The organism is Antarcticimicrobium sediminis (genome assembly GCF_004348975.1).
Classification (GTDB): Bacteria; Pseudomonadota; Alphaproteobacteria; order Rhodobacterales; family Rhodobacteraceae; genus Antarcticimicrobium; species Antarcticimicrobium sediminis.
Genome location: NZ_SMFP01000004.1, coordinates 148,519 through 174,579 on the forward strand (window position 1 = coordinate 148,519; position 26,061 = coordinate 174,579).

The following is a 26,061-nucleotide window of genomic DNA, read 5'->3' on the forward strand; positions in this document are numbered from 1 at the left end:
GACCTCCCCGTTTCTTCCCACGCGACCCGGTGGGCGGGGGCGGTTGGCAGGGGCTTTCGGACACGTGCGTCCGTTTTGCCTTCCAGACACAAAAAAGGCCCGGGCGTTTCCGCCCGGGCCAATGTTTCAGACTGAACCGACGAGGGTCAGCCTTTGGCGAACTCGGGATAGGCTTCCATGCCCAACTCGGCCTTGTCGAGCCCGTTCACTTCTTCTTCTTCAGAGACGCGGATGCCCATGACCGCCTTCAGGATCAGCCAGACCAGACCCGACACCACGAAGACGAAGACGCCGACGATGAGGATCGAATACAGCTGCCCCGAGAAGGTGGCGTCGCTGTTGGTCAGAACCACGGCGAGCGTGCCCCAGATACCGGCGAACAGGTGGACCGGAATGGCACCCACCACATCGTCGATCTTCAGCTTGTCCAGGAACGGAACCGCAAAGACCACAAGCACACCACCCACGGCGCCAATCAGCGTGGCCGCGCCCAGCGATGGGGTCAGCGGTTCGGCGGTGATCGAAACCAGACCCGCCAGCGCGCCGTTCAGAACCATGGTCAGGTCGACCTTCTTGTACAGCAGTTGCGTCAGGATCAGCGCGGCAATGGCGCCCCCGGCGGCTGCGGTATTGGTGTTGGCAAAGATGCGCGATACGTCGGCCGCGTCACCCACGGTGCCCATCGCCAGCTGCGATGCGCCGTTGAAGCCGAACCACCCCATCCACAGGATGAACGTGCCCAGCGTCGCCAGCGGCAGGTTCGAGCCCAGGATCGGGTGCACCATGCCATCCTTGTATTTGCCCAGACGCGGACCAAGGATCAGCGCACCGGCCAAAGCCGCCCAGCCACCAACCGAGTGCACGACAGTGGAGCCAGCGAAGTCAAGGAAGCCGAGTTGGCTGTCAAGGAAGCCGCCGCCCCATTTCCAGGACGCCTGGATCGGGTAGATCAGGCCGGTCAGGACCACGGTGAAGACCAGGAACGGCCACAGTTTGATCCGCTCGGCCAGCGTGCCCGAAACGATCGAGGCGGTGGTGGCGCAGAACATCAGCTGGAAATAGAAGTCAGAGCCGGTCGAGGCATAGCCGTAATCGTCTGCGGCTTCGCGGGTGACACCCACGGCTTCGAGGACAGCCACGCCAAAGGCACCCAGATAGCCGCCGGTCTCGTCGGATCCGATCGACCAGTTCCCCAGCGGGTACATCACGTTGTAGCCGATCAGATAGTACATGACCCCGGCGATCGCGAAGAGCGCGATGTTCTTGGTCAGCTGCATGGTCACGTTCTTGGAGCGGACCAGACCGGCTTCCAGCATGGCGAAACCTGCCGCCATCCACATCACCAGAAAGCCGCCGATCAGGAACAGCAGCGTGTTGAAGATAAAGATCGAATCCGTGGACGCATCCGTCCCCGGCACCGAGTCTTGCGCCAGGCCCAGTGACGGCAGCGCCATCAGCGCGGCGACCGGCGCGATTGTTTTCATCAGTTTCATATGTTCGGTTCCCCTTGTTTCCTTGCGCGGCGCGTTAGATCGCGTCTTCGTTGGTTTCGCCCGTGCGCACGCGAACCGCCTGCTCTACGTCCAAAACAAAGATCTTGCCGTCGCCGATCTTGCCGGTCTTGGCGGTCTTGCTGATGGTTTCCACCACCTGATCGGCCATGCCGGAGCTGACCACGATTTCCAGCTTCACCTTTGGTACGAAATTCACGGCGTATTCCGCACCGCGATAGATTTCGGTGTGCCCGGACTGTGATCCGAACCCTTTGATTTCCGTCACCATCATGCCGCGCACACCGGCTTCGGTCAGCGCCTCGCGGACCTCCTCCAGCTTGAACGGCTTGATTGTCGCAATGATCAATTTCACGATTGTCCCCTTCCTTCGGCAGGAATCCCTGCAAGTCGCCAAGCAAGAAACGCCATTCAGCATGGTCAAGGGAACGCCAATGCCCGGAAAATCCGCGCGTCCCGCGTAGTTGTTGCACATTTTTTGCACAAATCATTTATAATGCCCAAAAAATGGGCGGAAAAGAGTCGACGTCATGGGGGCTTGCTGCCTCTCAACAAATGCTGCCGGGCACTGTATCGTGCGCACAGAACACAGATCGAGCAGGATCGGGCATGGCCAAAAAGACACGTCGCACACCGCTGGTGGCGGATAGACGCTATCCTTCGGCAGAGCGCAAAAAGACGCCTGCCAAGGCATCCAGGTCGTCGCGGAGCACGGGCGGCAAGACAGGGGCGCGGGCAAAGCCCAAGGCGGCCGCGCGGCGCAAACCCGCACCGCGCCGGGGGGGCCGTGGCGGTGGCGGTGGTCTCATCGGCTGGTTCGGCAGGCTGATCCGTGGCGCCTTCGGGCTGATCTGGGGCTTTTCGTGGCGTATGGGGATGGTGATTGCGCTGCTGATCGGCGCTGGCATCGGGTATCACTATACCCTGCTGCCCGAGATGACGACTTTGTTGGACGGGCGGGCGCGCGGGTCTGTCACGCTGCTGGACCGTGAAGGCAACGTATTTGCGTGGCGCGGGGATCAGTTCGGCGGTGTGGTGACGACCGACACCGTTTCGCCCTATCTCAAACATGCGATCGTCGCGACCGAGGACAAGCGCTTCTATCGCCATTTCGGCCTCAGCCCGCGCGGCGTTGCCAGCGCCGTGCGTATCAACTTGAGCGAGGGGCGCGGTCCGCTGTCTGGGCATGGCGGGTCGACCATCACGCAACAGACGGCGAAATTGCTGTGCCTGGGCGAGCCGTTTGACCCGCAGGCGGGCCAGACCGAGGCCGAGTACGAGGCCAACTGTCGTCAGGGAACGTTGTGGCGCAAGGTCAAGGAAGCGATCTATGCCATGGCGATGGAGACCAAATACACCAAGGACGAAATCCTGACCATCTACATGAACCGGGCCTTTCTTGGGGCTGGCGCGCGTGGGTTCGAGGCGGCCAGCCAGCGCTATTTCGGCAAATCGGCGGCCGAGGTGACCCCGGCCGAGGCGGCGATGCTGGCCGGGCTGCTGGTGGCGCCGACGCGCTTTGCGCCCACCAACAACCTGACCCGCGCCCAGAACCGGGCCAAGGTCATCGTGGGGCTGATGGAGGATCAGGGATTCCTCACCACAGCCGAGGCCGAACAGGCACGCAATCAACCCGCCGAGCTGTCCGAGGCCGCAGCGGCCCGCGCCGGCGGCTATTTCGCCGATTGGGTGATGGACGAGGCGCCGGAGTTCTTCGGCGGCAAGACCACCGAGGACGTGATCATCAAGACCACGCTGGATCAGGATATCCAGGCCGCCGCCGAAGAGGCGATGAAGTTCGTGTTTCAGGAAAAGGTGAGCGAAGGCTCGAAGGCGCAGGCGGCAATCGTGATTATGAGCGCCGATGGCGCTGTGCGCGGCATGGTGGGCGGACGCAAGACGCGGGTGTCGGGCGTTTTCAACCGCGCCACCCAAGCCAAACGCCAGACCGGCTCGGCGTTCAAACCCTTCGTCTATGCCACCGCGCTTGATCTGGGGGCCTCGCCGCTGGACACGGTGGTGGACGAGGCGTTTTGCATGAACATCCCGGGCTCGGGTCAATGGTGCCCCGAGAACTATACCCACAAGCATTACGGTGCGGTCACGCTGACCGAGGCGCTGAAAAAATCATTGAACATCCCGGCGGTGAAAACGTCAGAGAAATATGGCCGCGACAAGGTGCGGATCGTGGCCAGCGAGTTTGGCATCGACAGTGATCTGGCCGCTGGTCCGGCGCTGGCGCTGGGGGCCTCTGAAAGCACGCTGATCGAGATGACGGGGGCCTATGCCGGCATCCTGAACGGCGGCTCTTCGGTGACGCCCTTTGGCCTGACCGAGTTGCGGCTGATGGGTGATGATGCGCCGCTGTTTGGCGCGACGGGTGGAATCGGCGAACGCGTGATCCGCACCGAAGCCGCCGAACAGTTGATCTGGATGTTGGAAAAGGTCGTCTCCGAGGGCACCGGGCAGCGCGCGCAACTGAAGGATTGGCAAGTTGCGGGCAAGACGGGCACCACGCAACAGGCGCGCGATGCATGGTTTATCGGTTTTACCGCCGATTATGTGACCGGCGTCTGGATGGGCTATGACGACAACACCCCGCTCAAGGGTGTGACGGGCAGCGGCCTGCCGGCCGAGATCTGGCATGAAACCATGGTCCGCGTGCACGAGGGGCGGACCCCGAAGCCGTTGCCGATGCGCGGCCCGATTCCACCGCACCGGCCCGAGGGCCAACCCGCCGATGGCGGCGCAGAGGGGGGCGTCGGTGGCGCAGTCAACCAGATCTTGCGCGGCATCTTTGGCGGTGGGGCGAATTGATCGGGCGGTGACGCATTGAAAGGGGGGCCGTCTTTCGGGCGTCCCCCCCGCGCGGTTTGTCTGTGGTGGGGGCCGAGGTTAGATACCTAGAATGAGAGAGGCCGCGACGTTCCCGCCGCGGCCTCTCTCATTCTTGGCTGTCGTGCTGTCGTGCGGCGGTCAGCCGGCGCGTTTCAGGTCTGCGATCACCGCGTCAATATCGCCGCGGCGCGCGTCGAGCATGGAGCCGATCTCGGTCCGTTCGGTCAGCAGCATGTTCACACCCTCGATATAGATGTTGAAGAACAGCTCGCGCCCGGTGCGGTCAGAGACGTGGAACGCCACCTCGAACGGTGATTCCCCGCGCAGATAGGCGGTGGTGCGCACCTCAAGGAAATTCTTGACCTTGCGCACATCCTCCACTTCCAGCTTGCCGCCGATGAATTCCCGGAACCGCTTGCCGTATTTGCGCGAGATATAGCCGGTGAACGCGTCGGTAAAGGCGCGCTTTTGCGTGCTGGACGCGCGGCGCCCGTCCACGCCCAAGGCATAGGCGGCGATATACGAGGTATCGGAATAGGTTTCAAAGATGCGCTCGAAATCCCGGTACATCGCGGATTCGGATTTGCCGCTGTCGATCACACGGTTGATCTCGGCCACCAGCTTGTCGACCATGGTGCGCGCCGTGGTGGGGTTCAGAGCCGATGCCGTAATGGGCAGCATGGCAAGGCCCGCCGCCGCAGAGGCTGTTCCGATCAGGTGGCGCCGCGAAATATTGACAGTCATTCAGAAACCCTCGGTGCTGATCTCGTCAGGGGAAATGTAGAGGTCGGTGTTCTCACCTTCCAGATCAAAGCGTCGATTCTGGAGGTAGAGCGAGCGCAGCTGTGCATAGCTGTCTGCGCTGTCATATAGCATCGCATCGACCGTATCGGAATAGCGGCCCCGATCCCCCATGCGACGCACGATCTGGGCATAGGTGCCGAGATTGTCGGCTGGGCGCGGATCGGTATAATCGAGCGGGTTGGTGAACAGGTTGACGACCACGCCGACCGCGTCCCGCGCGGTGGAGGGACCATAAAGCGGCAGTTCAACGTAGGGGCCTTCATCAAAGCCCCAGACATGCAGCGTCTCACCGAAATCGGTATCGACCTCGGGGATCTTGAAATCCGAGGCCGGATCGGCCAGCCCGGCAAAGCCCACGGTGCTATTGATCACGAAGCGAGAAAAGGCGGTCCCGGCCTGTTTCAAATTCCCCTGTAACAGGGAATCGACAATCATGCCCGGCATCGTCAAGTTTTCGGCGAAATAGTTAAAGCTTTCGACGATCGGCTCGGGCACCACGGTGACATAGCCCTTGGAGGCCGGCCGGAACAGAACCTTGTCCACGACCAGGTTAAAGGAATGGACCGAGCGGTTGGTGCTTTCGTAGGGATCAAAGATCTCGCCGGCTGCTTTCTGTTCCGGGGTGCGGGTGGCGCAGGCGGACAGCAGCCCGACGGACAAGATCGCAGATAGGACGAGGAGGGGGCGCTGCATAGATTTCATTCCGTGAAACAATCCGTTGATACTTGCGGTCGTGGGGCAACTTCTGAAATGTAGGCTCGTAGGCGCCGGGTAAAAGTGCTATGCGCTGCAATAATGGATGTGTGGCCGTATTGAAACAGGCGCAAACACATAAAGCGAATTGATGCTCACTTTTAGGTCGTTGCAGACCTTATAGATATTGGAAGACGATGCCACCGCCAAATCGTACCAGCGGATCTGTACACGACGGATTCGCGGAACTCGTTGCCGCCCGGAGACAAAGTCGCGCCTTGTTCTGGACTGTGGGTTTGTTCAGCTTCTTCGCAAACCTTCTGATGCTGACCGGGCCACTTTATATGTTGCAGGTCTATGATCGGGTGCTTGGCAGCCAGTCAGAAGAGACGCTGGTGGCGCTGTCGCTGTTGGTCGCTTTTCTGTACGGTACGATGGGGATTCTGGACTATGCCCGTGGCCGGATCATGGCACGGGTGGGGGCGCGGTTTCAAGCCGCGCTGGACCGGCGCGTGTTCGAGGCGATGCTGAAACGCTCGGCGGTGGCCAATGATCCCGCTGCGCAGACCGGGCTGACCGATCTTGAATCGGTGCAGCGCATATTGGCGGCACCGGCCTTTATGGCGCTGTTCGATTTGCCTTGGACGCCGTTCTTTCTTTTTGGCATCTCCTTGTTCCACCCTTGGCTGGGTATTCTCGCGGTTTCGGGTGGCACCTTGCTGGTGCTGATCACCGTGCTGAACCAGATCTTTTCGCGCCAGCCGGTGCAGCAGGCCAATATTTCCTCGCATCGCGCCGGGTTGATGGCCGAAGAAATCCGCCACGAGGCCGAGACGATTCAGTCGATGGGCATGCGCGGCGCGGCGTTCGATCGCTGGAACCACACCCGCGACGAATCGCTGGTGGAATCTGTGCTTGCCAATGATGTGGGCGGCAGTTTTTCGTCGCTGACCAAGACGCTGCGGATGTTCCTGCAATCGGCGATGCTGGGCCTTGGGGCCTATCTTGTGCTTCAGGGCGAGGTCACGGCGGGCGTGATGATTGCGGGGTCGATTCTGTTGGGTCGGGCCTTGGCACCGATTGAACAGCTTGTCGGGCACTGGCCGCAAATCCAGCGCGCGCGCAGGGGTTGGCAGCAACTTGGTGAACTGTTGGGCAAGGCGCCGCCGGATCAACCGCGCACGGCCCTGCCCAAGCCGGCGGCGCGGCTTGAGGCGCATGCGCTGACCGTGGTGCCGCCGGGAGATACCCGGGCCAAGCTGAAAACGGTAAGTTTCAAGGTCGACCCGGGGATAGCGCTGGGCGTGATCGGGCCGTCAGGGTCGGGCAAGACGACGCTGGCGCGCACCCTGACCGGGTTCTGGAAGCCGGCTGGCGGGACTGTGCGGCTGGACGGGGCGGCGCTGGATCAATACGCCCCTGACGTGCTGGGTCAGCATATGGGCTATTTGCCGCAGCGGGTGCAGCTTTTTGACGGCACGATTGCCGAGAATATCGCGCGGATGGTGACGGTGCCGGACAGTGAAAAGGTTGTCGCGGCGGCCAAGATGGCGGCGGCGCATGATCTGATCGTCTCCCTGCCCGAGGGCTATGACACGCGGGTGACCGCCGGGGGCGGGCGGCTTTCGGGCGGGCAGATGCAGCGCGTGGCGCTGGCGCGTGCGCTTTATGACGATCCGGTGATCCTGATCCTGGACGAGCCGAACTCGAACCTCGACAACGAGGGCTCGATGGCGCTGAACAATGCGATCAAGGCAATGAAAGCGGCCGGGAAATCGGTGCTGATCATGGCGCACCGGCCCTCGGCAATTCAGGAATGCGATATGCTGCTGGTACTGGACGACGGCCACCGCACCGCCTTTGGGCCCAAGGAACAGGTGTTGCGCGAAATGGTCACGAACCATCAGGAATTGATGAAATCGTCCGGAATGGGCGGCATGAAATGACCGGAACAGATTTGACGAAGGCCGCCGACACGGATCTGGCCAAGAAGGCCAAGACCGATCTGGCAAAGAAGGCCAGGATGGACTTGGCAAAGGTCACCCCGAGCGGGCCGAAGACGGTCGCCGGGCGCGGCTGGTCGGCGCGACGGCCGGTGATGATCGGTCTGCTGGCGCTGCTCGTGCTGGTCGGTGGGTTTGGCGGTTGGGCGGCGCTGTCCACCATCGCTGGCGCGGTGGTGGTGAGCGGTCGGGTCGAGGTCGAGCAGAACCGGCAGGTGGTGCAGCACCTCGACGGTGGTGAGGTCGCGGAAATCCTCGTGCATGAGGGCGATCTGGTCGCGGAAGGTCAGACACTCATCCGTTTGGACCCGCGGGATCTGGCCTCGCAACTTTTGATTGTCGAGGGTCAGCTGTTTGAGTTGATGGCGCGGCGCGGTCGGCTTGAGGCGGAACGTGACGAGACCAGAGATGTGACGTTCGATCCCGTCTTGTTGGAGGTCGCCGAGGGGCGCCCCGAGGTGGCCGAACTGATCGAGGGGCAGCGACGGCTGTTTCATGCGCGTCGCGACTCCACCGCGCGCGAGATCGACCAACTGGACAAACGGCGCGGCCAGATCACCAACCAGATCGAGGGGATCGAGGCGCAGCAAGACTCGTTGAAGATCCAGCTCGATCTGATCGAAGAGGAATTGGCCAACCAGCAATCTCTGCTGGATCGCGGGTTGGCACAGGCCACCACCGTTTTGAATCTGCGCCGCACCTCTGCCAATCTGGATGGGACGCTGGGCGAACTCAAAGCCTCCAAGGCGCAGGCCGAGGGCCGGATCACCGAGATCGAGATCGAAATCCTCAAACTGGGCACGACCCAGCGTGAGGAGGCGATCACCCGCCTGCGCGACCTGCGCTATCGCGAGCTGGAACTGGCGGAACAACGGCGCTCGCTCAAGGATCGACTGGCGCGGCTGGAGGTCAAGGCGCCGGTCTCTGGTGTGGTTTACGGCATGCGTGTGCATACGCCGCGCTCGGTCATTCGTGCGGCTGATCCGGTCTTGTTCCTTGTGCCGCAAGACCGCCCGCTGGTGATTGCCGTGCAGGTCGATCCCATCCATATCGACGAAATCCATGTCGGCCAGCCGGTGCGTCTGCGGGTGTCTTCGCTGGATCAGCGCCACACGCCGGAACTGACCGGCAAGGTGACCCAGATCTCGGCGGATGCCTTTCAGGACGATGCCAGCGGTCGGTCATTTTATCGCGCCGAGATCATTCTGGACCAGGGCGAGACGGACAAACTGCCCGAGGGCAAGGTGTTGATCCCGGGCATGCCGGTGCAGGCCTATGTGCGCACCGCTGACCGCTCGCCGCTGGCCTATCTTGTGAAGCCGCTGGCGGATTACTTTACCAAGGCGTTCCGCGAAAGTTGATCTGGGATCGCTGTTCGCCCCGACTACGGGCCGCAATAGCATACAGGCCCGAATACAGGCCCGAATACAGGAGAGAGACGATGAGCATACAAGGCAAACTGGACCAGATGGGCGTGAACTTGCCCGCAGCCGCTGCACCGGCGGCGAACTATGTTCCCTATGTGCGGGTGGGGGACATTCTGTACGTTTCAGGCCAGATTTCGATGGATGAAACCGGCAAATTGATCACCGGCAAGCTGGGCGACACGATGGATGTAGAGGCGGGCGCCGCCGCCGCGCAACGCTGCGCGATGGCACTTCTGGCGCAGGTGCGCGCCGCCTGTGGCGGGGATCTGGATCTGCTGGTGCGGGTGATAAAACTGACCGGTTTCGTCAACTCCACCGCTGATTTCACGCAGCAACCGCAGGTGGTGAACGGGGCCTCTGACTTTCTGGTCGAGGCGTTGGGCGATGCCGGGCGGCATTCCCGCTCGGCCGTATCGGCGGCGGCGTTGCCGTTGGGCGTTGCGGTCGAAATCGAAGGGATTTTCCAGCTCCGATGACCGCTTTGTCCGTGCTCCCCGACGCCCTGCTGCGCCTGCCGGTGGCGCATCGGGCCTATCACGATATCACCCAAGGCCGCCCCGAGAACAGCCGTGCCGCGATCAAGGCGGCCATCGCGGCGGGCTATGGGATCGAAATCGACCTGCAGCTGACCGCTGATGGCGCGGCGATGGTGTTTCACGATTATGATCTGTCCCGGTTGACCGGGCAGGCCGGGCCATTGCGCCAGCGCAGCGCCGAGGAGGCCGCGGCGATCCCGCTGCTGCATGGCGACGGCGAGACGATCCCGCGGTTTGAAGAGATCCTCGATCTGGTCGCGGGCCGTGCACCGCTGCTGGTCGAACTGAAAGATCAGGACGGTGCCATGGGGCCAGCTGTCGGCCCGCTGGAAGCCGCCGCCGCGCGGGCGCTGGCGGGCTATGGCGGGCCGGTGGCGGTGATGTCGTTCAACCCGCACAGCATGGCCGAGATGGCGCGTCTGGCCCCCGATTTGGCGCGCGGTCTGACCACCTGCAACTATGATGCCACCGACTGGCCGCTGTCGGGCGAGGCTTGCGACCGGCTGCGCGACATCCCCGATTTCGACCGCGTTGGCGCCAGCTTCATCAGCCATCAGGCGAGCGATCTGTCCCGCCCGCGGGTCCGCGCGCTGCACGGCGATGGCGTGCCGGTGCTGTGCTGGACCATCCGGTCGCCCGAAGCAGAGGCAGAAGCGCGCAAGCTGGCCGACAATATCACCTTCGAAGGGTATCGCGCCGCGATCCCGGGTTGAACCCCGCCCCGGTGACCACAAATAGGGGGGAGGCCGGAGGGACGATGGATCAGGCGCAGATCGAAATTCAGGTTTTGCCGTCGCTGTCGCAGATCACGGCGGCGGACTGGGACGCCTGCGCCTGCCCCGAGGCGGCCACAGGCGGTCGCCCCGATGATCCCTTTACCACGCATCGCTTTCTCAAGGCGCTGGAGGACAGCGGCTCGGTCGGGCGCGGCACTGGCTGGCAGCCACAATATCTGACCGCCTATCTTGACGATATGCTGATCGCGGCGGCCCCGATGTATGCCAAGTCGCACAGTCAGGGCGAGTATATTTTCGATCATAGCTGGGCGCATGCCTATGAGCGCGCTGGCGGGCGCTATTACCCCAAGTTGCAGATCGCGGTGCCCTTTACCCCCGCAACCGGGCGGCGGTTTCTGGTGCGGCCCGGTTACGATGGCATCGGCCAATCGGCGCTGGTGCAAGGCGCGGTGCAATTGGCGGCCGATAACCGCATCTCTTCGCTGCATGTTACCTTCTGTACCGGGGAGGAGGCCGAGGCGAGCGTGGCAATGGGGCTGATGGCGCGCTCTAGCCAGCAGTTTCACTGGCTGAACGACGGGTATGCCGATTTCGATGCCTTTCTGGCCGGGCTGTCCTCGCGCAAGCGAAAGAATATCCGCAAGGAACGCCAGCAGGCCAATGCCTTTGGTGGCACCATCCATGAGCTGACGGGCGATGCCCTGCGTCCCGAGCATTGGGAGGCGTTCTGGCAGTTCTATCAGGATACCGGCGCGCGCAAATGGGGCTCTCCCTATCTGACCCGGGCGTTCTTTGATCTGGCGCAGGAGCGGTTGCGCGACGACATCGTGCTGGTTCTGGCCGAACGCGACGGGCGCTGGATCGCTGGCGCGCTGAACTTCATCGGGCGCGAGACGCTTTTTGGCCGATACTGGGGCGCGTGCGAGCATCACCCGTTTTTGCATTTCGAGCTGTGTTACTATCGCGCCATAGACTACGCCATCGCCCACGGATTGAAGCGGGTTGAGGCCGGGGCGCAGGGCGAGCACAAGCTGGCGCGCGGCTATCTGCCGAGCCAGACCCACAGCTTGCACTGGATCGGCGATCCGGGCTTTGCCGAGGCTGTTGCGGAGTTTCTGCAGGCCGAGCGCACTGCGGTGAGCGAGGAAATCGAAATCCTGACTGAGTACGGCCCGTTCAAAAAGGTCAACGTGGAGGAAAAGGAATGAGCGAAAAACTGTCCGAGGAAACGCGCGGCCCCCTGTTGGACCCCTTGATGCGGAACGGTTGGCATATGGTCGAGGGGCGTGATGCCATCGCCAAGATGTTCGAGTTCGAGAATTTTGTCGATGCCTTCGGCTGGATGACCCGCGCCGCGATCTGGGCCGAGAAATGGAACCACCACCCGGAATGGCGCAATGTTTACAATCGGGTAGAGGTGGTGCTGACAACCCATGACGTCGACGGGTTGAGCGCGCAGGACGCCAAGCTCGCGCGCAAGATGGACGCGCTGGTTTAAGACGGGTTTGGTGCAAGACGGGGCTGCGGTAAGATGGGGCCGGAGCGGGGGCCGTTCCGGCGTTGTTCAGGGCGCAGTCAGAGCGCGGCAAGCAGCCCTTCGCCGGCGGATGTCTCGCACTGGCCGGGGTTTTCCTCGGCGTTGAGCACTGTGACTTCGCCATCTTCGACCAGCATGGCATAGCGGGCCGAGCGCGCCATCAGACCGGCGGGCGGGGCGTCGAAATTCATCCCGATCGCGGTGGTGAATTCGCTTTGGGAGTCGGCCAGCATGCTGATCCCGGCCGCATTCGCCCCCGTCGCCTCGCCCCAGGCTTTCATCACGAAGGGGTCATTTACCGAAATGCAGATGATCTCGTCCACGCCCTTGTCCGCGAAGGCGTCCTTGGTGCGGATGAAACTGGGCAAATGGGCGGAATGACAGGTCGGCGTGAAGGCCCCCGGCACCGCAAAAATGGCGACCTTGCGGCCCTTGGTCTTGTCCGAGATCTTGATCTGTTCGGGGCCGTCGGCACCGATCTGAATCAGCGTTGCCTCTGGCAGGCGGTCGCCGGCTTTGATGCTCATATGTGTCTCTTTCCATTGCGATTGTGTTCCATCCGGTCGTGCATATAGTGTCCTGCCAAAGATTGACCACAGCCAGCGGACAGGAATTTCAGATGGGCCATATCGTCGTGATCGGAGCCGGACAGGCCGGGGCCTCTCTGGTGGCCAAGCTGCGCAAGGATGGCTATGGCGGCGCGATCACCCTGATCGGGGCCGAGCCGGTGCCGCCCTATCAGCGCCCGCCGCTGTCCAAGGCCTATTTGCTGGGCGATATGGCGCTGGAACGGCTTTATCTGCGGCCCGAAAGTTTCTACGCCGAGGCCGATATCACCCTGCGGCTGGGTCAGGAGGTGAGCGCCATCGACACCGCCGCGCAGACGGTGAGCGTCGCGGGCGAGGTGATCGCCTATGACGAACTGGCGCTGACCACCGGGTCTGATCCGCGCCATCTTCCGGCGGCGATCGGCGGCGAACTGGAGGGGGTCTTTACCGTGCGCACGTTGGCCGATGTGGATGCGATGGCCCCGGCCGTGGTCGGGGGGGCACGCGCGCTGATTGTCGGGGGCGGCTATATCGGGCTTGAGGCCGCGGCTGTCTGTGCCAAACGCGGGGTCAAGGTCACGCTGGTCGAGATGGGCGAACGCATCCTGCAACGGGTCGCGGCCCCGGAAACCAGCGATTATTTCCGCGCGCTGCACACCGGCCATGGTGTCGATATCCGCGAGGGCGTCGGGTTGGACCATCTGGTCGGCGACACCGGTCGCGTCACCGGCGCGGTGCTGAGCGATGGGGCCGAGCTGGCGGTCGATTTCGTCGTCGTCGGTGTGGGGATCACGCCGAGCACCACGCTCGCTGAAGGGGCCGGGATTGTGATCGAGAACGGGATCAAGACCGATGCGCTGGGCCGCAGCTCTGCCCCGCATGTCTGGGCGGCGGGGGATTGCGCATCGTTTCCCTACCGGGGCGGGCGGCTGCGGCTGGAAAGCGTGCCCAACGCCATTGATCAGGCCGAATGTGTGGCCGCCAACATGCTGGGCGCCGGGGTGGACTATGTGCCCAAGCCTTGGTTCTGGTCGGATCAATACGATGTGAAATTGCAGATCGCCGGATTGAACACGGGGTTTGACCGCATCGTGACGCGGCAAGGCGAGGGGCAGGTGGCCTCGTTCTGGTATTTCAAGGGCGAGACGCTGTTGGCGGTGGATGCGATGAACGATCCGCGCGCCTTTATGGTCGGCAAGCGGCTGATCGAGGCGGGCAAGACCGCCGACCCGGCACAGGTGGGCGACCCCGGTTTCGACCTCAAGGCACTGATGCGGGCGTGAGGATCATCGCGGGCACATTCCGGGGTCGCACGCTGGCTGCGGTCGGCAAGGGTGACGCGGGCGCGCATCTGCGCCCCACCACGGACCGGGTGCGCGAAAGCCTGTTTTCGGTGCTGACCCATTTCGGGGTGATCCCGGACGCGCGGGTGCTGGACCTGTTTGCGGGCACCGGCGCGCTGGGGCTGGAGGCGCTGTCGCGCGGGGCCGCGCATGTCTCCTTCGTCGAGAGCGGGCGTGTGGCACAGGGGCTGATCGGCAAGAACGTCGAGCTGACCCGCAGCCAGGATGAGACCCGGCTGATCCGGCGCGATGCCACCCGTTTGGGCGCCTGCGATACGCCCGGCTTTGATCTGATCTTCCTCGATCCGCCCTATAGTAAGGGGATGGGGCAAAAGGCGCTGACGGCGGCGCTGGCGGGGGGGTGGTTCGCCCCCGGGGCGCTGGTGGTCTGGGAAGAAAGCGCGCCGATGGAGCCGCCCGAGGGATTCACCTTGTTGGAGCGGCGGAGCTATGGCGAGACCCATGTAACCCTGCTTGAGGTGGGCAGCTAGCCCACCGTCCCGGCGCCCGTCTTGGCCCGTGGTCGGTTTCAATGCGCTGAAAGTTGGGGGGTGATAGCCTCTGTACGCATGCCAAGGCCGGGCAGAAGGCCTGTGTGCGCCCTGAGCATCGAGCGCGTAACGATTTTGTGACGCGACGGCAGGCGCGTCCCCCCTCGTATCCTGCAACAAAGATGTCTATTTCAGCTTTCTGATCAAAAAACGACCGAAAAACAAAAACAAGACGAGCGAGAATAATGACTGGTTTGCGTGTGTCTCTGCTGGGTGCGATTGCCCTTACGACCCTGTTCGCGGGCGCTGTGGCGCTTTATGCCTCTGGTGACGGACAGAACGATTCGTGGCTTTCTGACGCCCCCTATCACGTGCAAAAGGCGATGTCGCTGACGGTTCGCTAAGGGGCGGCAGGTTTTGCGGGTTTTGAAATGCCGATCGTGGCGGTCCTTCCGTGAAACCGGGCTTGAACCTCGATCACGCAAAGCCGCCCACGATGACATTTCATCCCCGAGGCATCAGAAAATAAAATCACCTTTGTCGAGGGTGTCGAGACCGGTGTTCAGCAGCGTCATGGTGTTGCCATCGGCGTCGGTAATGATGACGTCGCCAGCCTTTTCCTCCATATGGTGGTTTTTGAGGTCCACAAAGCCGGTGATGCCCACCGCGTTGCCAAGATCGACCTGATCCTTGCCACCAAACCCGAACACGCGGTCGTTTCCGGCCGAGAAGACAAAGTCGTCGGCCCCAAGGTTTCCCTTCAGGATGTCGTTGCCGTTGCCGCCATCCAGCCGGTCGTTGCCCGCGCCACCAAACAATTTGTCCCGGCCAGCGCCGCCGAGCAATTGGTCGTGACCGTCTTCGCCCAGAAGTATATCGTTGCCGCCACGTCCGATAAGCGTATCGCGCCCGCCGCGCCCCTCCAGCCTGTTGGCGACCGCGCTCCCGATAAGGGTATCGTTCCCGTCGTGTGAGCCTCGGACATCCTCGATTTTCAGCAAGGTGTGGGTGAAGGCCCCGTCCCACCATGTCCCGGTTGCGGTGCCCGTGGTCAGGTTTACTTCGACCGAGCCGACACCCGAACGGTCATAGCGCACCATATCCTGCCCGCCCAGCCCGTTCGCCACGTCGTCGCCTTGACCCAAAATGAACCTGTTGCTGAATTTGTCGCCAACAAGCGTGTCGTTGTGGTAGGTGCCATTCAGTTCGATCTGGCCCCCCTTGTTTTGAACGCTCACGGTTTCGCTGTTGCCCCAACTGTCGTTGGCGATGACGCCGGTCTTCAAATTGACTTCGGCGCCCTGCCCCCCCACAAAAGAAAGCCGCAAGATGGAGTTCGCTGAAAGCGTCAGATCGAAACTGTCGCTGCCATCAAAACCATGCACGTCGGTCCAACTCTTCGGGGCTGTTACGATGTCGAAACTGTCATCGAAATCTGAGCCAGTCACGGAGAAACCACCGGCAACGGATGTCCAGCCTGCCTTCATCGGGACCGCGACGTCCACGATCGTATCCGTTCCCGCGCCCCCCTTTGTCACCGTGCCGGTGTTGGTTTTTCCGTTGATCGAGATGTCGACACCGCGATCAAAGGTCCGGTAGGTAATCTCCTGAAACCCCATGCCGGAATCGGTCAGGATAATGGTGTCGTTGCCTTTCGATCCCCACGTCATGTCACCAGACAGATTGCTGCCTGGGTTGAGCACATCATTCCCCGCGCCCCCATCCAAGTAATCGTTGCCCGTGCCGCCGAACAGGACATCGTTGCCCTTGTGCCCAAACAGGGTATCGTTTCCGCCGAGGCCGAAGATATGATCCCTGCCTGCTGTGCCGTCCAGGTAATCTCCGGGGATGTAGGGGGTCCAGGTGTCCATCCCGAAGGATGTGCTCACGTAGTTTTCCGTATTGTCGCCCATCACCAGATTGTTGACCGTCTTGCCGTCAAGCCGGATCGTATCGAGTGAAATGGTGTCGGAGGTCCCGAGGTCGCCGACGGTCGTCAGCACGACCTTGTTGTCGGGGTCGGTGATCTTCACGACGTCAATGGAATACCCCGTGGGCCTGCTGATATCGATATCCGCACCGCTGTCCAGCGCTGCGGAAAGGTCTGTCAGCAGGGCAAAGGCATCTCCGACCATGGTCGGGAAACTGCCCTCAAGGACGAGCGAATAGCCCATCTGGGACAACGATATTTCGGTTGCCGAAACAGCGAGTTCAAGAACGGTCGTACCGTTGAGGATGACAGAAAAACCGCCGGAGGCGAGCGTGTTCATTTGGGCGATGACATTGGCCTGCTGCGCGGGTGTGAGGCTTGAGTAGCCCGCGACCTGGTCGGCGACCTGTCCGATGGCGAAGATGTCCTGCAGACTGCTGGGCAGGGTGCCCGGTATCTCGATCCGAAGATTTCCGGACGTGACGGTATAGCCATCGTCGGCGAAATCGAATGTCAGGAACGTCTTGTTCTTGAGCGTGTCATCGCCGTCCCAGAGCGCGGACTTGGACCCGGATATCTTGATCTGCGTGAAATCCCCGGTTGCAACCCCGGACCTGATCGCGTCGTCAAGCGCTGCCAAACTGCTGACAGGGCCGATTCCCGTGCCGAGGATCTGCGCCTCTAGCGAAAGACCGGATAGCCAGGGATCTTCAGCCGCGAGGACGATCTTGCTGGAGGACAGGGTGGTTACCGACCAATTTCCAGATTCGGAGAAGACCCCAAACGCCTCCAGGTAGCTGGCATTGTTCACGTCGTTGAGGGCCGTGAAGTCGGTCAGTCGACCGGTGTCAAAAAAATTCGCAAAGCCGGCGCGCGCTCTGATGTCAACCATTTCAATCTCTTCCCAGTGCCAAGTATTTGGGAGAGGATAGCCAAAAACCCGTTTGTTGAAAGTTTTATCTCATCATACAATTTTGACATGAAATTTTTTTTGCTTCTTTTGGGGGCTTTTTCTTTTGTCTCAGGGTGTTCCCTGCAGCATCATCCGGCCCGGATCGACTATGCCGTTTCGGTGCTGGAAGACGACATGCATATCATCCCGCCCTCTCTCGACACTGCGGGCTCTCGGTTTTTGGCGGGGTCAAGCGGTGGAGGTGCCAGATCTGTTCCTGCCAGTGCTGCTCCTGCCAGTGCCGCATCGCCCCCCGGGTTCCTGAATATCGACAAGGACACACTCAGTTCAGCAAGCGGCGTGGCCTATCAGCGGACGAAAAGCAGGAAGCTTCAGGCCAGTGTCAGTCTGGAGAAATCGGTTTCTCGCCGTTTCTCGGTCCTTGGGCGGGGGTCCGTTTTTGCGGGGAAAAGCAGGTATTTTCTGCCAAAGGGGGTCGGTATTCTGGTTGATCCGATGACGATCTCTTTCAACACGACAGGCGTCGAGATCGAGGCCGGCGTTTCCTATCATGCGGGACGAAGGGTGGAATCCGTCATCGAAGTGGGCGGAGGTCGGACCTTTACCGATACGCGCACCACCTTGTCGTCGGCCTTGATCCGCTTGTCGTCGAAAAGCAGCGACCAAAGCGATTATGTCTATACCGCGATCCAGGTCGGGTTAGCGGTGGGACAGTCGCGGGACACGCACCTGGGTCTGCGGACGATCGCGAAATACTATCCCGATCTGGGCGGGTCGGTTCAGATCGGTCTGGTCTACGCGTTCTGAACGCGGCCCCGCGCCAGTGGATCAGCCGTAGGTCGGGTGAAATGTTCCGGCCGGCGACAGGGTGAAGATCTCGACACCATCCGCCGTCACGCCCACCGAATGCTCGAACTGCGCCGAAAGCGACTTGTCGCGGGTGACCGCTGTCCACTCATCGGCCAGCGTCTTGGTCTCGGGGCGGCCAAGGTTGACCATCGGTTCGATGGTAAAGAACATGCCTTCCTCCAACACCGCGCCGGTGCCGGGGCGACCATAGTGCAGCACGTTGGGTTGGCTATGGAACACCCGGCCAAGCCCGTGGCCGCAGAAATCGCGCACAACGCTCATCCGCTGGCTTTCGACATAGACCTGGATCGCGTGACCGATATCGCCGAAGGTATTGCCGGGCTTGACGGTTTCGATGCCCTTCATCAGCGAGTCATGGGTGACCTGGATCAGCCGCTCGGATTTGCGGCTAAGCTTGCCGGCCACATACATCCGGCTGGTATCGCCGAACCAGCCATCGACGATCACGGTCACGTCGATGTTCAGGATATCGCCGTCCTTCAGCTTTTTGTCGCCGGGGATGCCGTGGCAGACCACGTGATTGACGCTGATACAGCTCGCGTGCTTGTACCCTTTGTAGCCGATCGTGGCCGAGGTTGCGCCAGCCGCGTTCACCTTGTCTTCGATGATGCGGTCGATTGCCCCGGTGGTCTGGCCGGGAAACACGTGCTCGGCCATTTCGTCCAGAATTTGCGCGGCCAGATGCCCGGCCTTGTGCATGCCAGCGAAATCACTCTGATCGTGTATTTGAATGCCGTCTTTGGTCAGGCGGCCCCGAAGTTCGTTATTCAATTGAGGCTCCATTCTTTTGCCGTTGCGCCGTATTTAATGCGTTTGCAGCAAAGTTGCCAGAGGTGGCCGTTTTGCGCGCTATAGCAGGGTGTTCACGGTGATTTCCTCGGGGCTGATCCGGGTGGTATAGACCAGTTTCTCGACCCCGGCCGCGCGGGCCCGCTCAAACGCCGAGTCATAGACAGGGTCGATGTCGCGGGCCAGATCGAACCGGGTGCAATCCGTGCGCTGCACCAGATACAGCATTACCGCCCGGTGGCCGGCCCGCACCATGTCGGACAATTCCTCCAGATGTTTGGTGCCGCGCAGGGTTTTGCTGTCGGGAAATTCGACCAGCCCCGGCACCCGCGAAAGCGTCACCGATTTCACCTCGACATAGGCGTCGGGCAGGCCCGGCTCGCTGAGCAGGAAATCGATGCGGCTCGATTGTCCATATTTCACCTCGGGTCGTACAGTTCCGTAGGCGGCCAGCGGCGCGATCTGGCGCGCCTCAAGCGCGGCGCGCAGCGCGCGGTTGGGCACCGAGGTGTCGACCCCGGTAAAGTGGCCATTCTCATGATCGACCAGCCGCCAGCCGAATTTCAGTTTCTTCTTCGGGTCGTCGTTCGGCTCTAGCCAGATTTTCATGCCGGGCTCGGCCAGACCCAACATCGAGCCGGGATTGGCGCAATGGGCTGTCACCTCGCGTCCGTCGGCAAGGGTGCAATCGGCCAGGAACCGCTTGTAGCGGCGGATCAGCCGGGCCGGGACAAGAGGGGTTTGAAAGCGCATGAAACCCGGCCTATACCTGCCGACGCGGCCCTTCAAGACCGCGAAACGAGGGAAGGGGCACCATGGCTAATCCAACTGCCGCAATGCTTGTGATCGGGGATGAAATCCTGTCCGGGCGTACGCGCGACTCTAACATGTATTTCCTTGCTGGCGAACTCACCAAACATGGGATCGACCTGAAAGAGGTGCGCGTGGTCAACGACGACGCGCCGGCGATCATTAATGCCGTGCAGGCGCTGTCGGCGCGCTTTGACCACGTCTTTACCAGCGGCGGGATCGGCCCCACCCATGACGACATCACCGCCGATTGCATCGCAGCGGCCTTTGACGCGCATATTGACGTGCGCGCCGATGCCCGCGCGCTGCTTGAGGCGCATTACAAGGCCACGGGGCTGGAGCTGAATACGGCGCGGCTGCGTATGGCGCGCATCCCGGACGGGGCGGTGTTGATCGACAACCCGGTGTCTACCGCGCCCGGATTCACGATCGAAAACGTGCATGTCATGGCCGGTGTTCCGGCGGTGTTCGAAGCGATGGTGGCGGGCCTGCTGCCGACGCTGATCGGCGGTGCGCCGCTCATGTCGCAAAGCGTGCGGGTGATGCGCGGCGAGGGCGAGATTGCCGGAACGCTGGGCGCGCTGGCGGCAGAGTTCTCGGACCTGTCGATCGGCTGTTACCCGTTCCATACAGACGGGGTGTACGGCGCCAATATCGTCGTGCGCGGCAGCGATGGCGCAAGGGTGAATGCCGCTGTGACCCGTCTTTCGCAGGAGCTGGATGTATGAGCGTTGAAACCGCCCCCTGGCTGTTCGATGTGATCGACGGCACATGGCCGGCTGCCAGTTATCACGAACAGGGGCCTTGGCTTTTGCGCACGGGGCAGGGCGGCGGCAGTCGGGTGTCGGCAGCCTCGGCCGAGCGGCCGGTGGACGACAACGAGATCACGGCAGCGGAAGAGGCGATGCGCGCAATGGATCAGCGCCCGCTTTTCATGATCCGCCCGGGGGATGACGCCCTTGATGCGCAGCTGCAGGCGCGCGGCTATGCGATCAAGGATCCGGTGACGGCCTATGCCTGTCCGGTGGCGCAACTCACCGATGTCGCGATGCCACGGGTAACCGTGCTGGAGGTCTGGGAGCCGCTGGCAATCATGCGCGAGATCTGGGCCGAGGCCGGGATCGGACCGGCGCGTCTGGCGGTGATGGCCCGCGCCGAGGGGCCCCGGACCGGGCTTTTGGCGCGCTTCAATGACAAGCCGGGCGGCGCCGCTTTTGTCGCCATCCACACCGGCGTGGCGATGGTGCACGCGCTGGAGATCCTGCCGCATCAGCGCCAGCAGGGGCTCGGCAAATGGATGATGCGCGGCGCGGCCCATTGGGCGGCAAAACAGGGGGCCGATACGCTCGCCGTGGTTTGCACGCGGGAAAATGACGCGGCGAATGCCTTGTATTCCGGTCTTGGGATGTCCGTAGTGGGCCAGTATCACTACCGCATCTTGCAAGGGGAGGAGACCCGCACATGACCGACAGCAGACCACCTACCGCACTTGACCTACCGATGGTCGACCCGCTGCCCGAGGACACCCAGAAATATTTCGATATCTGCACCGAAAAGCTGGGGCTGATCCCCAACGTGCTCAAGGCCAACGCGTTCGACATCGACAAGCTGAATGCCTTTAGCGGCATCTATAACGACCTGATGCTGGCCAAGAGCGGGCTGAGCAAGCTGGAACGCGAGATGATCGCGGTCGTGGTGTCCTCGATCAACCGCTGTTTCTATTGCATCGTGGCCCATGGGGCGGCGGTGCGGCAGTTGTCGGGCGATCCGATGCTGGGAGAGATGCTGGCGATCAACTACCGGGTTGCGGATCTGGACCCGCGCCAGCGCGCGATGCTGGATTTCGCGGCCAAGATGACAACCGAAAGCTACACCATCGAGGAAGATGACCGTCAGGTATTGCGCGATGTGGGCTGTTCCGACCGCGATATCTGGGACATCGCCAACGTCGCCGGGTTCTTCAACATGACCAACCGTGTGGCCAGCGCCACCGCCATGTGGCCCAACGACGGATATCACAAGCAATCCAGATGATACGGGCCGTCGCCCTCTGCACCCTTCTCACCGCCTGTCCGGCGGTGGCGTTGGAGCTCCCGCAGGGGGCGCGGCTTCTGTCCGAGCGGGTCTCGCCGTTCGACAGCTATGCTCTGCCGCGTGCGGCGTTTGTGGGCGATGGAGTGCCCGCGCAGATATTCGAGGGCCAGGTCGAGCGCCGCACATGGCGCATGGAAGGTGGGCCGTTCGCACCGCTGCAGCTGTTGGCGCCGCTGCGCGATCAGCTTGCGGCGCGCGGCTATGAGATCCTGTTTGAATGCCGGGCGCAGGGCTGTGGCGGATTCGATTTCCGCTTCGGGACCGAAATTGCCCCGGCTCCGCATATGCATGTGGATATTGGCAATTTTCGCTTTCTTTCGGCCATCCGCAAGGGTGACGAGGCGTTGAGCCTGCTGGTCAGCAGCACCGGCAGAAGCTCCTATATTCAGGAGATTCATGTCGTGCCCGTCGCGCCTGCGGCGGAGGGTGCGGTGCAAGACGCGCTGCAACCGCCGGTCGCAGGACTGGTGCCGGATGAGGCGTTGCCGGGGGCGAGCGCATTGGGCAACGCCGTGAGTGACGCGCTTTTGTCGCGCGGTCATATTCTTCTTGGGGATCTGGATTTCGGCACCGGTGCCAATGCGCTGGGGCCGCCGGGCAGCTATGACACGCTGGCCGGAATTGCCGCCTTTCTGGCCGCCAACCCGAGCTACCGGATCGTTCTGGTTGGTCATACCGACAGCGTCGGCGGGCTGGCGGCGAATATCACGCTGTCGAAACGGCGGGCCGAAACCGTGCGGGACCGCCTTGTCAGCGCATATGCGGTGGCGCCGGACCGGGTTGAGGCCGAGGGGGTGGGATATCTGGGGCCGATCGCCTCGAATCTTACAGCTGAGGGGCGCGAAAAGAACCGCCGGGTCGAGGCGATGGTGCTGCCGTTGAAGTGACATGAAAAAAGCCCCCGTGCGGAGCACGGGGGCAGGCAAGTTGCCAAGGGAAGCAACATGAAACTTGTTACCACTCGGTCGGGCCCTTGTCGGCAAAGGCATGAACCAGAAAGTCGATGAAGGCGCGAACCTTGGGCTGGGTAAAACGACCCGGCGGATAGACCGCGTAAACGCCCAGCATCTCGACCGGGAGGGTGGGCATCGCATCCTCGACCAGCCCTTCCTCCATCGCTTGCGCATAGAGATAGCTGGGCAGATAGGCGATCCCAAGGCCCGAGATCGCGGCGTTGAGCAGCGATTGCCCGTCATTGACGCTGAGCCAGCCGGCGGTGCGCACCTGCCGCTTTTCGCCCGAGGGCGCGGTCAGCTTCCAGACATTACCGCTCGACTGGCTGGAATAATGCAGCAGCTTGTGCGTGTTGAGATCGTCGATCTTCTGCGGGCGGCCGAATTTCTGGATATATCCCGGGCTGGCGACCAGTCGTTTGGTGGTCTCGGTCAGCTTGCGGGCGCGCAGCGAGCTATCCTCCAACTCGCCAATGCGGATCGCGAGGTCAAAGCCTTCGCTGATCAGTTCCACATAGCGGTTGTTCAGCACCATATTGACGGTGATGTCGGGGAAATCGGACAGAAATTCGGACAGGATCGGAGACAAAAGATTGACGCCGAAATCGGTGGCCACGCTGATCCGCAGCAGCCCCGATGGCGCCGATTGCATCGAGGTGACAAGCGCGTCGGCTTCGCCGGCGTCATTCAGCACCCGGCGGGCACGGTCGTAATAGGCCAAGCCGATCTCGGTCGGGCTGACGCGGCGCGTGGTGCGGTTCAACAGCCGTGCGCCCAGCCGCGCCTCGAGGCTGGAGACATGTTTGGACACCGCCGATTTGGAGATACCCATCTTCTTGGCCGCATCGGTGAACCCTCCTTGGTCCACCACATTGGCAAAGGCTTCCATTTCGGTCAGTCGGTCCATGCCATCATCCTCGGTTCCCAGGTCTCGCTGTCCTCGTTATCCCGCTCAATCTGGGCAAGAAGGGGGCAACGATGGGATAATATCGCGGTATTGGCCGGGATCGTTCGGGTCTGGGAAACGGCGGGCGGCTGGGCAGGGGGCGGAATCGGGGGCTCTGCCCCCGTCGCGGCGAGCCGCGACTCCCCCGGAGTATTTGCAGCCAGAAAAAGGGGGGGCTGACGGCGCGCTGCGTCTTGGGCGCCCCCTTTCCCCTTGCGGTGGGGAGAGGGGGGCGCGGGCGGCTAGAGCGTCGCGGCTAGTCGCGTGCCCTGGTTGATCGCCCGTTTGGCGTCAAGTTCCGCGGCCACGTCGGCGCCGCCGATCACATGGGCTGTGATGCCGAGGTTCGCCAGCGCATCGACAAGGCTACGTTCGGAGTCCTGACCGGTGCACAAAACGATGGTATCGGCCGCGATCAAGGTCGGGTTTTCCCGCGCCTCGCCGAAACTGACGTGCAGGCCATCTTCGTCGATACGTTCGTAATTCACGCCGCCGACGAAGGCGACATCCTTCATTTTTAATGTGGCGCGGTGGATCCAGCCGGTGGTCTTGCCCAGCCGCTTGCCGTGTTTCTCAGCCTTGCGCTGAAACAGGGTCACCTGCCGCGCGGGCGCATGTGGGTGTGGCCCGCCGGGCACCAGCCCGCCGCGCTGCTTTGCCGGGTCGGTGACGCCCCATTCCTCCATCCACAGGGGGAGGTTCTCGGTCGGGCTGTCGCCGTCCTCGACCAGAAATTCACTGACGTCGAACCCGATGCCGCCGGCCCCCAGAACCGCCACGCGCGGTCCCACCGGGGCCTTGCCCGCCAGCACGTCAATATAGCTGAGCACGTTCGCGCCGTCTTGCCCTGGGATTTGGGGATCGCGCGGGATGACCCCGGTGGCGAGGATGACATCGTCGAACCCGGTCAGATCCTTTGCCGTCACGGCCTGGCCCAGCTGCACCGTGATATCGGCCTGATCTACCATGGTGCGATACCAGTCCACCAGACCGCGAAACTCTTCCTTGCCGGGAACTTGCTTGGCCATGTTGAGCTGACCGCCGATCTCACCGGCCTTGTCGAACAGCGTGACCTTGTGGCCCCGCTCCGCTGCGGTCAGTGCCGCCGACAGCCCCGCCGGCCCGGCGCCGACAACGGCGATGGATTTCGCTTTGGGCGTCTGTTCGATTGTCAGCTCAGTCTCATGGCAGGCGCGCGGATTGACCAGGCAGGAGGTCAGCTTGCCGCCAAAGGTATGGTCCAGACAGGCCTGATTGCAGGCGATACAGGGGGCGATGGTCGCGGCCCGCCCGGCCTGCGCCTTGGCGACGAAATGCGGATCCGCCAGCATCGGGCGCGCCATCGACACCATGTCGGCGCAGCCCTCGGCCAGCACCTGTTCGGCCACCTCGGCGGTGTTGATCCGGTTCGAGGTGATCAGCGGGATGCCGACCTTGCCCATCAGCTTTTTCGTCACCCAGGCAAAGGCGCGGCGCGGCACGGAGGTGGCGATGGTCGGCACCCGGGCCTCGTGCCAGCCGATGCCGGTGTTGAGGATTGTGGCGCCGGCCTTTTCGATCTCCTGCGCCAGTTGCACCACCTCGTCATGGGTGGAGCCATCGGGCACCAGATCGATCATCGACAGCCGGTAGATGAGGATGAAATTTGGCCCCACCGCCGCGCGGGTGCGACGCACCACCTCGATGGGGAGTCTCATGCGGTTTTCATAACTGCCGCCCCAGCGATCTGTGCGCTTGTTGGTGTGGGTCACGAGGAACTGGTTGAGGAAATACCCCTCGGAGCCCATGATCTCGACCCCGTCATAGCCGGCCTGCTGCGCCAGCACGGCGGCGTTGACGATGTCGGCGATCTGCTTTTCGATCCCCTCTTCGTCCAGCTCGTTGGGGGGGAAGGGCGAGATGGGGGATTTCACCGGGCTGGGTGCAACGCATTTGGGGCCATAGGAATAGCGCCCCGCATGCAGGATCTGCATGGCGATCTTGCCGCCGGCCTGATGTACGCGGTCCGTTACCACGGAATGGTTCGCCACGTCCTTTTCGGTGGTCATCATCGCGGCGCCGGGTAGGACCGAGCCTTCCAGATTCGGGCCGATCCCGCCGGTCACCATCAGCGCGACTCCGCCGCGCGCGCGTTCGGAATAGAACTCGGCAACCCGGTTCCAGTCGCCGGTTTCCTCCAGCCCCGTATGCATGGAGCCCATCAACACGCGGTTCTTCAATGTGGTGAAGCCCAGATCCAGCGGCGCCAGAAGATTTGGGTAGTCGGTCATGATCGCCCTCCCTCAATT

25 protein-coding genes are annotated in these 26,061 nt (G+C 62.4%); 15 read left to right on the forward strand and 10 right to left on the reverse strand.

From position 1 onward, the window contains the following. Positions 1-146: 146 nt before the first annotated feature. Both E1B25_RS08110 and E1B25_RS08115 read right to left on the reverse strand, forming a co-directional pair. Positions 147-1,493, reverse strand: a complete 1,347-nt coding sequence (locus E1B25_RS08110) for an ammonium transporter (RefSeq protein WP_132828261.1) — start codon at positions 1,491-1,493, stop codon at positions 147-149. 34 nt (positions 1,494-1,527) lie between these two features. After that, positions 1,528-1,866 (reverse strand): P-II family nitrogen regulator, encoded by a 339-nt coding sequence (locus tag E1B25_RS08115; RefSeq protein ID WP_132828262.1) that lies wholly within the window; start codon positions 1,864-1,866, stop codon positions 1,528-1,530. A gap of 254 nt (positions 1,867-2,120) precedes the next feature. Between E1B25_RS08115 and E1B25_RS08120 the strand changes: the two genes are divergently transcribed. Next, the gene (locus E1B25_RS08120; protein WP_132828263.1) at positions 2,121-4,328 is read left to right on the forward strand and encodes a transglycosylase domain-containing protein; all 2,208 of its coding nucleotides are present in this window, start codon (positions 2,121-2,123) and stop codon (positions 4,326-4,328) included. 159 nt (positions 4,329-4,487) lie between these two features. Here E1B25_RS08120 and E1B25_RS08125 read toward each other — a convergent pair whose 3' ends face one another. Next, entirely contained in the window at positions 4,488-5,093 is a 606-nt protein-coding gene (locus E1B25_RS08125) for an MlaC/ttg2D family ABC transporter substrate-binding protein (protein WP_132828264.1), read from the reverse strand. Beyond that, the gene (locus E1B25_RS08130) at positions 5,094-5,846 is read right to left on the reverse strand and encodes an MlaA family lipoprotein (protein WP_132828265.1); all 753 of its coding nucleotides are present in this window, start codon (positions 5,844-5,846) and stop codon (positions 5,094-5,096) included. Between the two features lie 197 nt (positions 5,847-6,043). Here E1B25_RS08130 and E1B25_RS08135 point away from each other — a divergent pair, with 197 nt between their 5' ends. The 6 genes from E1B25_RS08135 to E1B25_RS08160 all read left to right on the forward strand — a co-directional run bounded on the left by E1B25_RS08135 (position 6,044) and on the right by E1B25_RS08160 (position 12,047). Further along, on the forward strand, positions 6,044-7,792 hold the full coding sequence (locus tag E1B25_RS08135; protein ID WP_132828266.1) for a type I secretion system permease/ATPase: 1,749 nt from the start codon (positions 6,044-6,046) through the stop codon (positions 7,790-7,792). Between the two features lie 77 nt (positions 7,793-7,869). Then, complete coding sequence (locus E1B25_RS08140) at positions 7,870-9,210, forward strand: HlyD family type I secretion periplasmic adaptor subunit (protein WP_132828537.1); 1,341 nt, start codon at positions 7,870-7,872, stop codon at positions 9,208-9,210. 80 nt (positions 9,211-9,290) lie between these two features. Beyond that, positions 9,291-9,752, forward strand: a complete 462-nt coding sequence (locus E1B25_RS08145) for a RidA family protein (RefSeq protein WP_132828267.1) — start codon at positions 9,291-9,293, stop codon at positions 9,750-9,752. Beyond that, positions 9,749-10,525: a glycerophosphodiester phosphodiesterase family protein gene (locus E1B25_RS08150; protein WP_132828268.1), complete on the forward strand. Its 777-nt coding sequence runs from the start codon at positions 9,749-9,751 to the stop codon at positions 10,523-10,525. Before E1B25_RS08145 ends, E1B25_RS08150 begins: the two co-directional genes overlap by 4 nt. 44 nt (positions 10,526-10,569) lie before the next feature. After that, a complete protein-coding gene (locus E1B25_RS08155) occupies positions 10,570-11,757 on the forward strand; it encodes a GNAT family N-acetyltransferase (protein WP_132828269.1) in 1,188 nt (395 codons plus the stop codon). Then, the gene (locus E1B25_RS08160; RefSeq protein ID WP_132828270.1) at positions 11,754-12,047 is read left to right on the forward strand and encodes a 4a-hydroxytetrahydrobiopterin dehydratase; all 294 of its coding nucleotides are present in this window, start codon (positions 11,754-11,756) and stop codon (positions 12,045-12,047) included. The genes E1B25_RS08155 and E1B25_RS08160 overlap by 4 nt, the downstream gene beginning before the upstream one ends. 77 nt (positions 12,048-12,124) lie before the next feature. Here E1B25_RS08160 and E1B25_RS08165 read toward each other — a convergent pair whose 3' ends face one another. Continuing rightward, positions 12,125-12,613, reverse strand: a complete 489-nt coding sequence (locus E1B25_RS08165) for a peroxiredoxin (RefSeq protein WP_132828271.1) — start codon at positions 12,611-12,613, stop codon at positions 12,125-12,127. Positions 12,614-12,705: 92 nt separating this feature from the next. On the opposite strand from E1B25_RS08165, the gene E1B25_RS08170 reads away from it, so the two are divergent. The 3 genes from E1B25_RS08170 (at position 12,706) to E1B25_RS22120 (ending at position 14,872) form a co-directional block, all read left to right on the forward strand. Continuing rightward, a complete protein-coding gene (locus E1B25_RS08170; protein WP_132828538.1) occupies positions 12,706-13,917 on the forward strand; it encodes an NAD(P)/FAD-dependent oxidoreductase in 1,212 nt (403 codons plus the stop codon). Further along, positions 13,914-14,468, forward strand: a complete 555-nt coding sequence (rsmD, locus tag E1B25_RS08175; protein WP_132828272.1) for a 16S rRNA (guanine(966)-N(2))-methyltransferase RsmD — start codon at positions 13,914-13,916, stop codon at positions 14,466-14,468. The genes E1B25_RS08170 and rsmD overlap by 4 nt, the downstream gene beginning before the upstream one ends. 245 nt (positions 14,469-14,713) lie before the next feature. Next, complete coding sequence (locus E1B25_RS22120) at positions 14,714-14,872, forward strand: hypothetical protein (RefSeq protein WP_165937584.1); 159 nt, start codon at positions 14,714-14,716, stop codon at positions 14,870-14,872. A gap of 114 nt (positions 14,873-14,986) precedes the next feature. Here E1B25_RS22120 and E1B25_RS22740 read toward each other — a convergent pair whose 3' ends face one another. Beyond that, on the reverse strand, positions 14,987-17,290 hold the full coding sequence (locus tag E1B25_RS22740; protein ID WP_132828274.1) for a calcium-binding protein: 2,304 nt from the start codon (positions 17,288-17,290) through the stop codon (positions 14,987-14,989). Positions 17,291-17,377: 87 nt separating this feature from the next. On the opposite strand from E1B25_RS22740, the gene E1B25_RS08185 reads away from it, so the two are divergent. Beyond that, a complete protein-coding gene (locus E1B25_RS08185; protein WP_132828276.1) occupies positions 17,378-18,118 on the forward strand; it encodes a hypothetical protein in 741 nt (246 codons plus the stop codon). Positions 18,119-18,139: 21 nt separating this feature from the next. Here E1B25_RS08185 and map read toward each other — a convergent pair whose 3' ends face one another. Then, on the reverse strand, positions 18,140-18,952 hold the full coding sequence (gene map / locus E1B25_RS08190) for a type I methionyl aminopeptidase (protein ID WP_245510649.1): 813 nt from the start codon (positions 18,950-18,952) through the stop codon (positions 18,140-18,142). A gap of 78 nt (positions 18,953-19,030) precedes the next feature. Continuing rightward, positions 19,031-19,723, reverse strand: a complete 693-nt coding sequence (gene sfsA, locus E1B25_RS08195) for a DNA/RNA nuclease SfsA (protein WP_132828280.1) — start codon at positions 19,721-19,723, stop codon at positions 19,031-19,033. Between the two features lie 62 nt (positions 19,724-19,785). Here sfsA and E1B25_RS08200 point away from each other — a divergent pair, with 62 nt between their 5' ends. From E1B25_RS08200 to E1B25_RS08215, 4 genes are read left to right on the forward strand one after another with little or no spacing between them, the layout of a single operon-like run. Continuing rightward, positions 19,786-20,508, forward strand: coding sequence for a competence/damage-inducible protein A (locus tag E1B25_RS08200; RefSeq protein WP_132828281.1), 723 nt, complete (start codon positions 19,786-19,788; stop codon positions 20,506-20,508). Continuing rightward, the gene (locus E1B25_RS08205; protein ID WP_132828283.1) at positions 20,505-21,245 is read left to right on the forward strand and encodes a GNAT family N-acetyltransferase; all 741 of its coding nucleotides are present in this window, start codon (positions 20,505-20,507) and stop codon (positions 21,243-21,245) included. The genes E1B25_RS08200 and E1B25_RS08205 overlap by 4 nt, the downstream gene beginning before the upstream one ends. Beyond that, a complete protein-coding gene (locus E1B25_RS08210) occupies positions 21,242-21,814 on the forward strand; it encodes a peroxidase-related enzyme (RefSeq protein WP_132828285.1) in 573 nt (190 codons plus the stop codon). Before E1B25_RS08205 ends, E1B25_RS08210 begins: the two co-directional genes overlap by 4 nt. Further along, positions 21,811-22,761 (forward strand): OmpA family protein, encoded by a 951-nt coding sequence (locus E1B25_RS08215; RefSeq protein WP_132828287.1) that lies wholly within the window; start codon positions 21,811-21,813, stop codon positions 22,759-22,761. The genes E1B25_RS08210 and E1B25_RS08215 overlap by 4 nt, the downstream gene beginning before the upstream one ends. A 67-nt stretch (positions 22,762-22,828) precedes the next feature. On the opposite strand, the gene E1B25_RS08220 is transcribed toward E1B25_RS08215, so the two are convergent. Both E1B25_RS08220 and E1B25_RS08225 read right to left on the reverse strand, forming a co-directional pair. Next, positions 22,829-23,734, reverse strand: coding sequence for a LysR family transcriptional regulator (locus E1B25_RS08220; protein ID WP_132828289.1), 906 nt, complete (start codon positions 23,732-23,734; stop codon positions 22,829-22,831). A gap of 281 nt (positions 23,735-24,015) precedes the next feature. After that, positions 24,016-26,043, reverse strand: a complete 2,028-nt coding sequence (locus E1B25_RS08225; protein ID WP_132828291.1) for an NADPH-dependent 2,4-dienoyl-CoA reductase — start codon at positions 26,041-26,043, stop codon at positions 24,016-24,018. Positions 26,044-26,061 lie beyond the last annotated feature (18 nt).

Excerpts from the sequence above, each read along its gene's own strand:
- E1B25_RS08150 (WP_132828268.1), top strand. The coding sequence starts at position 9,749 with ATGACCGCTTTGTCCGTGCTCCCCGACGCCCTGCTGCGCCTGCCGGTG.
- E1B25_RS08170 (WP_132828538.1), top strand. The coding sequence starts at position 12,706 with ATGGGCCATATCGTCGTGATCGGAGCCGGACAGGCCGGGGCCTCTCTG.
- E1B25_RS08225 (WP_132828291.1), bottom strand. The coding sequence starts at position 26,043 with ATGACCGACTACCCAAATCTTCTGGCGCCGCTGGATCTGGGCTTCACC.
- E1B25_RS22740 (WP_132828274.1), bottom strand. The coding sequence starts at position 17,290 with ATGGTTGACATCAGAGCGCGCGCCGGCTTTGCGAATTTTTTTGACACC.
- E1B25_RS08185 (WP_132828276.1), top strand. The coding sequence starts at position 17,378 with ATGAAATTTTTTTTGCTTCTTTTGGGGGCTTTTTCTTTTGTCTCAGGG.
- E1B25_RS08160 (WP_132828270.1), top strand. The coding sequence starts at position 11,754 with ATGAGCGAAAAACTGTCCGAGGAAACGCGCGGCCCCCTGTTGGACCCC.
- E1B25_RS08120 (WP_132828263.1), top strand. The coding sequence starts at position 2,121 with ATGGCCAAAAAGACACGTCGCACACCGCTGGTGGCGGATAGACGCTAT.
- E1B25_RS08140 (WP_132828537.1), top strand. The coding sequence starts at position 7,870 with ATGGACTTGGCAAAGGTCACCCCGAGCGGGCCGAAGACGGTCGCCGGG.
- E1B25_RS08155 (WP_132828269.1), top strand. The coding sequence starts at position 10,570 with ATGGATCAGGCGCAGATCGAAATTCAGGTTTTGCCGTCGCTGTCGCAG.
- E1B25_RS08130 (WP_132828265.1), bottom strand. The coding sequence starts at position 5,846 with ATGCAGCGCCCCCTCCTCGTCCTATCTGCGATCTTGTCCGTCGGGCTG.
- E1B25_RS08215 (WP_132828287.1), top strand. The coding sequence starts at position 21,811 with ATGATACGGGCCGTCGCCCTCTGCACCCTTCTCACCGCCTGTCCGGCG.
- E1B25_RS08165 (WP_132828271.1), bottom strand. The coding sequence starts at position 12,613 with ATGAGCATCAAAGCCGGCGACCGCCTGCCAGAGGCAACGCTGATTCAG.
- E1B25_RS08200 (WP_132828281.1), top strand. The coding sequence starts at position 19,786 with ATGGCTAATCCAACTGCCGCAATGCTTGTGATCGGGGATGAAATCCTG.
- E1B25_RS08125 (WP_132828264.1), bottom strand. The coding sequence starts at position 5,093 with ATGACTGTCAATATTTCGCGGCGCCACCTGATCGGAACAGCCTCTGCG.
- E1B25_RS08110 (WP_132828261.1), bottom strand. The coding sequence starts at position 1,493 with ATGAAACTGATGAAAACAATCGCGCCGGTCGCCGCGCTGATGGCGCTG.
- E1B25_RS08135 (WP_132828266.1), top strand. The coding sequence starts at position 6,044 with ATGCCACCGCCAAATCGTACCAGCGGATCTGTACACGACGGATTCGCG.
- sfsA (WP_132828280.1), bottom strand. The coding sequence starts at position 19,723 with ATGCGCTTTCAAACCCCTCTTGTCCCGGCCCGGCTGATCCGCCGCTAC.
- E1B25_RS08210 (WP_132828285.1), top strand. The coding sequence starts at position 21,242 with ATGACCGACAGCAGACCACCTACCGCACTTGACCTACCGATGGTCGAC.
- E1B25_RS08205 (WP_132828283.1), top strand. The coding sequence starts at position 20,505 with ATGAGCGTTGAAACCGCCCCCTGGCTGTTCGATGTGATCGACGGCACA.
- E1B25_RS22120 (WP_165937584.1), top strand. The coding sequence starts at position 14,714 with ATGACTGGTTTGCGTGTGTCTCTGCTGGGTGCGATTGCCCTTACGACC.
- E1B25_RS08220 (WP_132828289.1), bottom strand. The coding sequence starts at position 23,734 with ATGGACCGACTGACCGAAATGGAAGCCTTTGCCAATGTGGTGGACCAA.
- E1B25_RS08145 (WP_132828267.1), top strand. The coding sequence starts at position 9,291 with ATGAGCATACAAGGCAAACTGGACCAGATGGGCGTGAACTTGCCCGCA.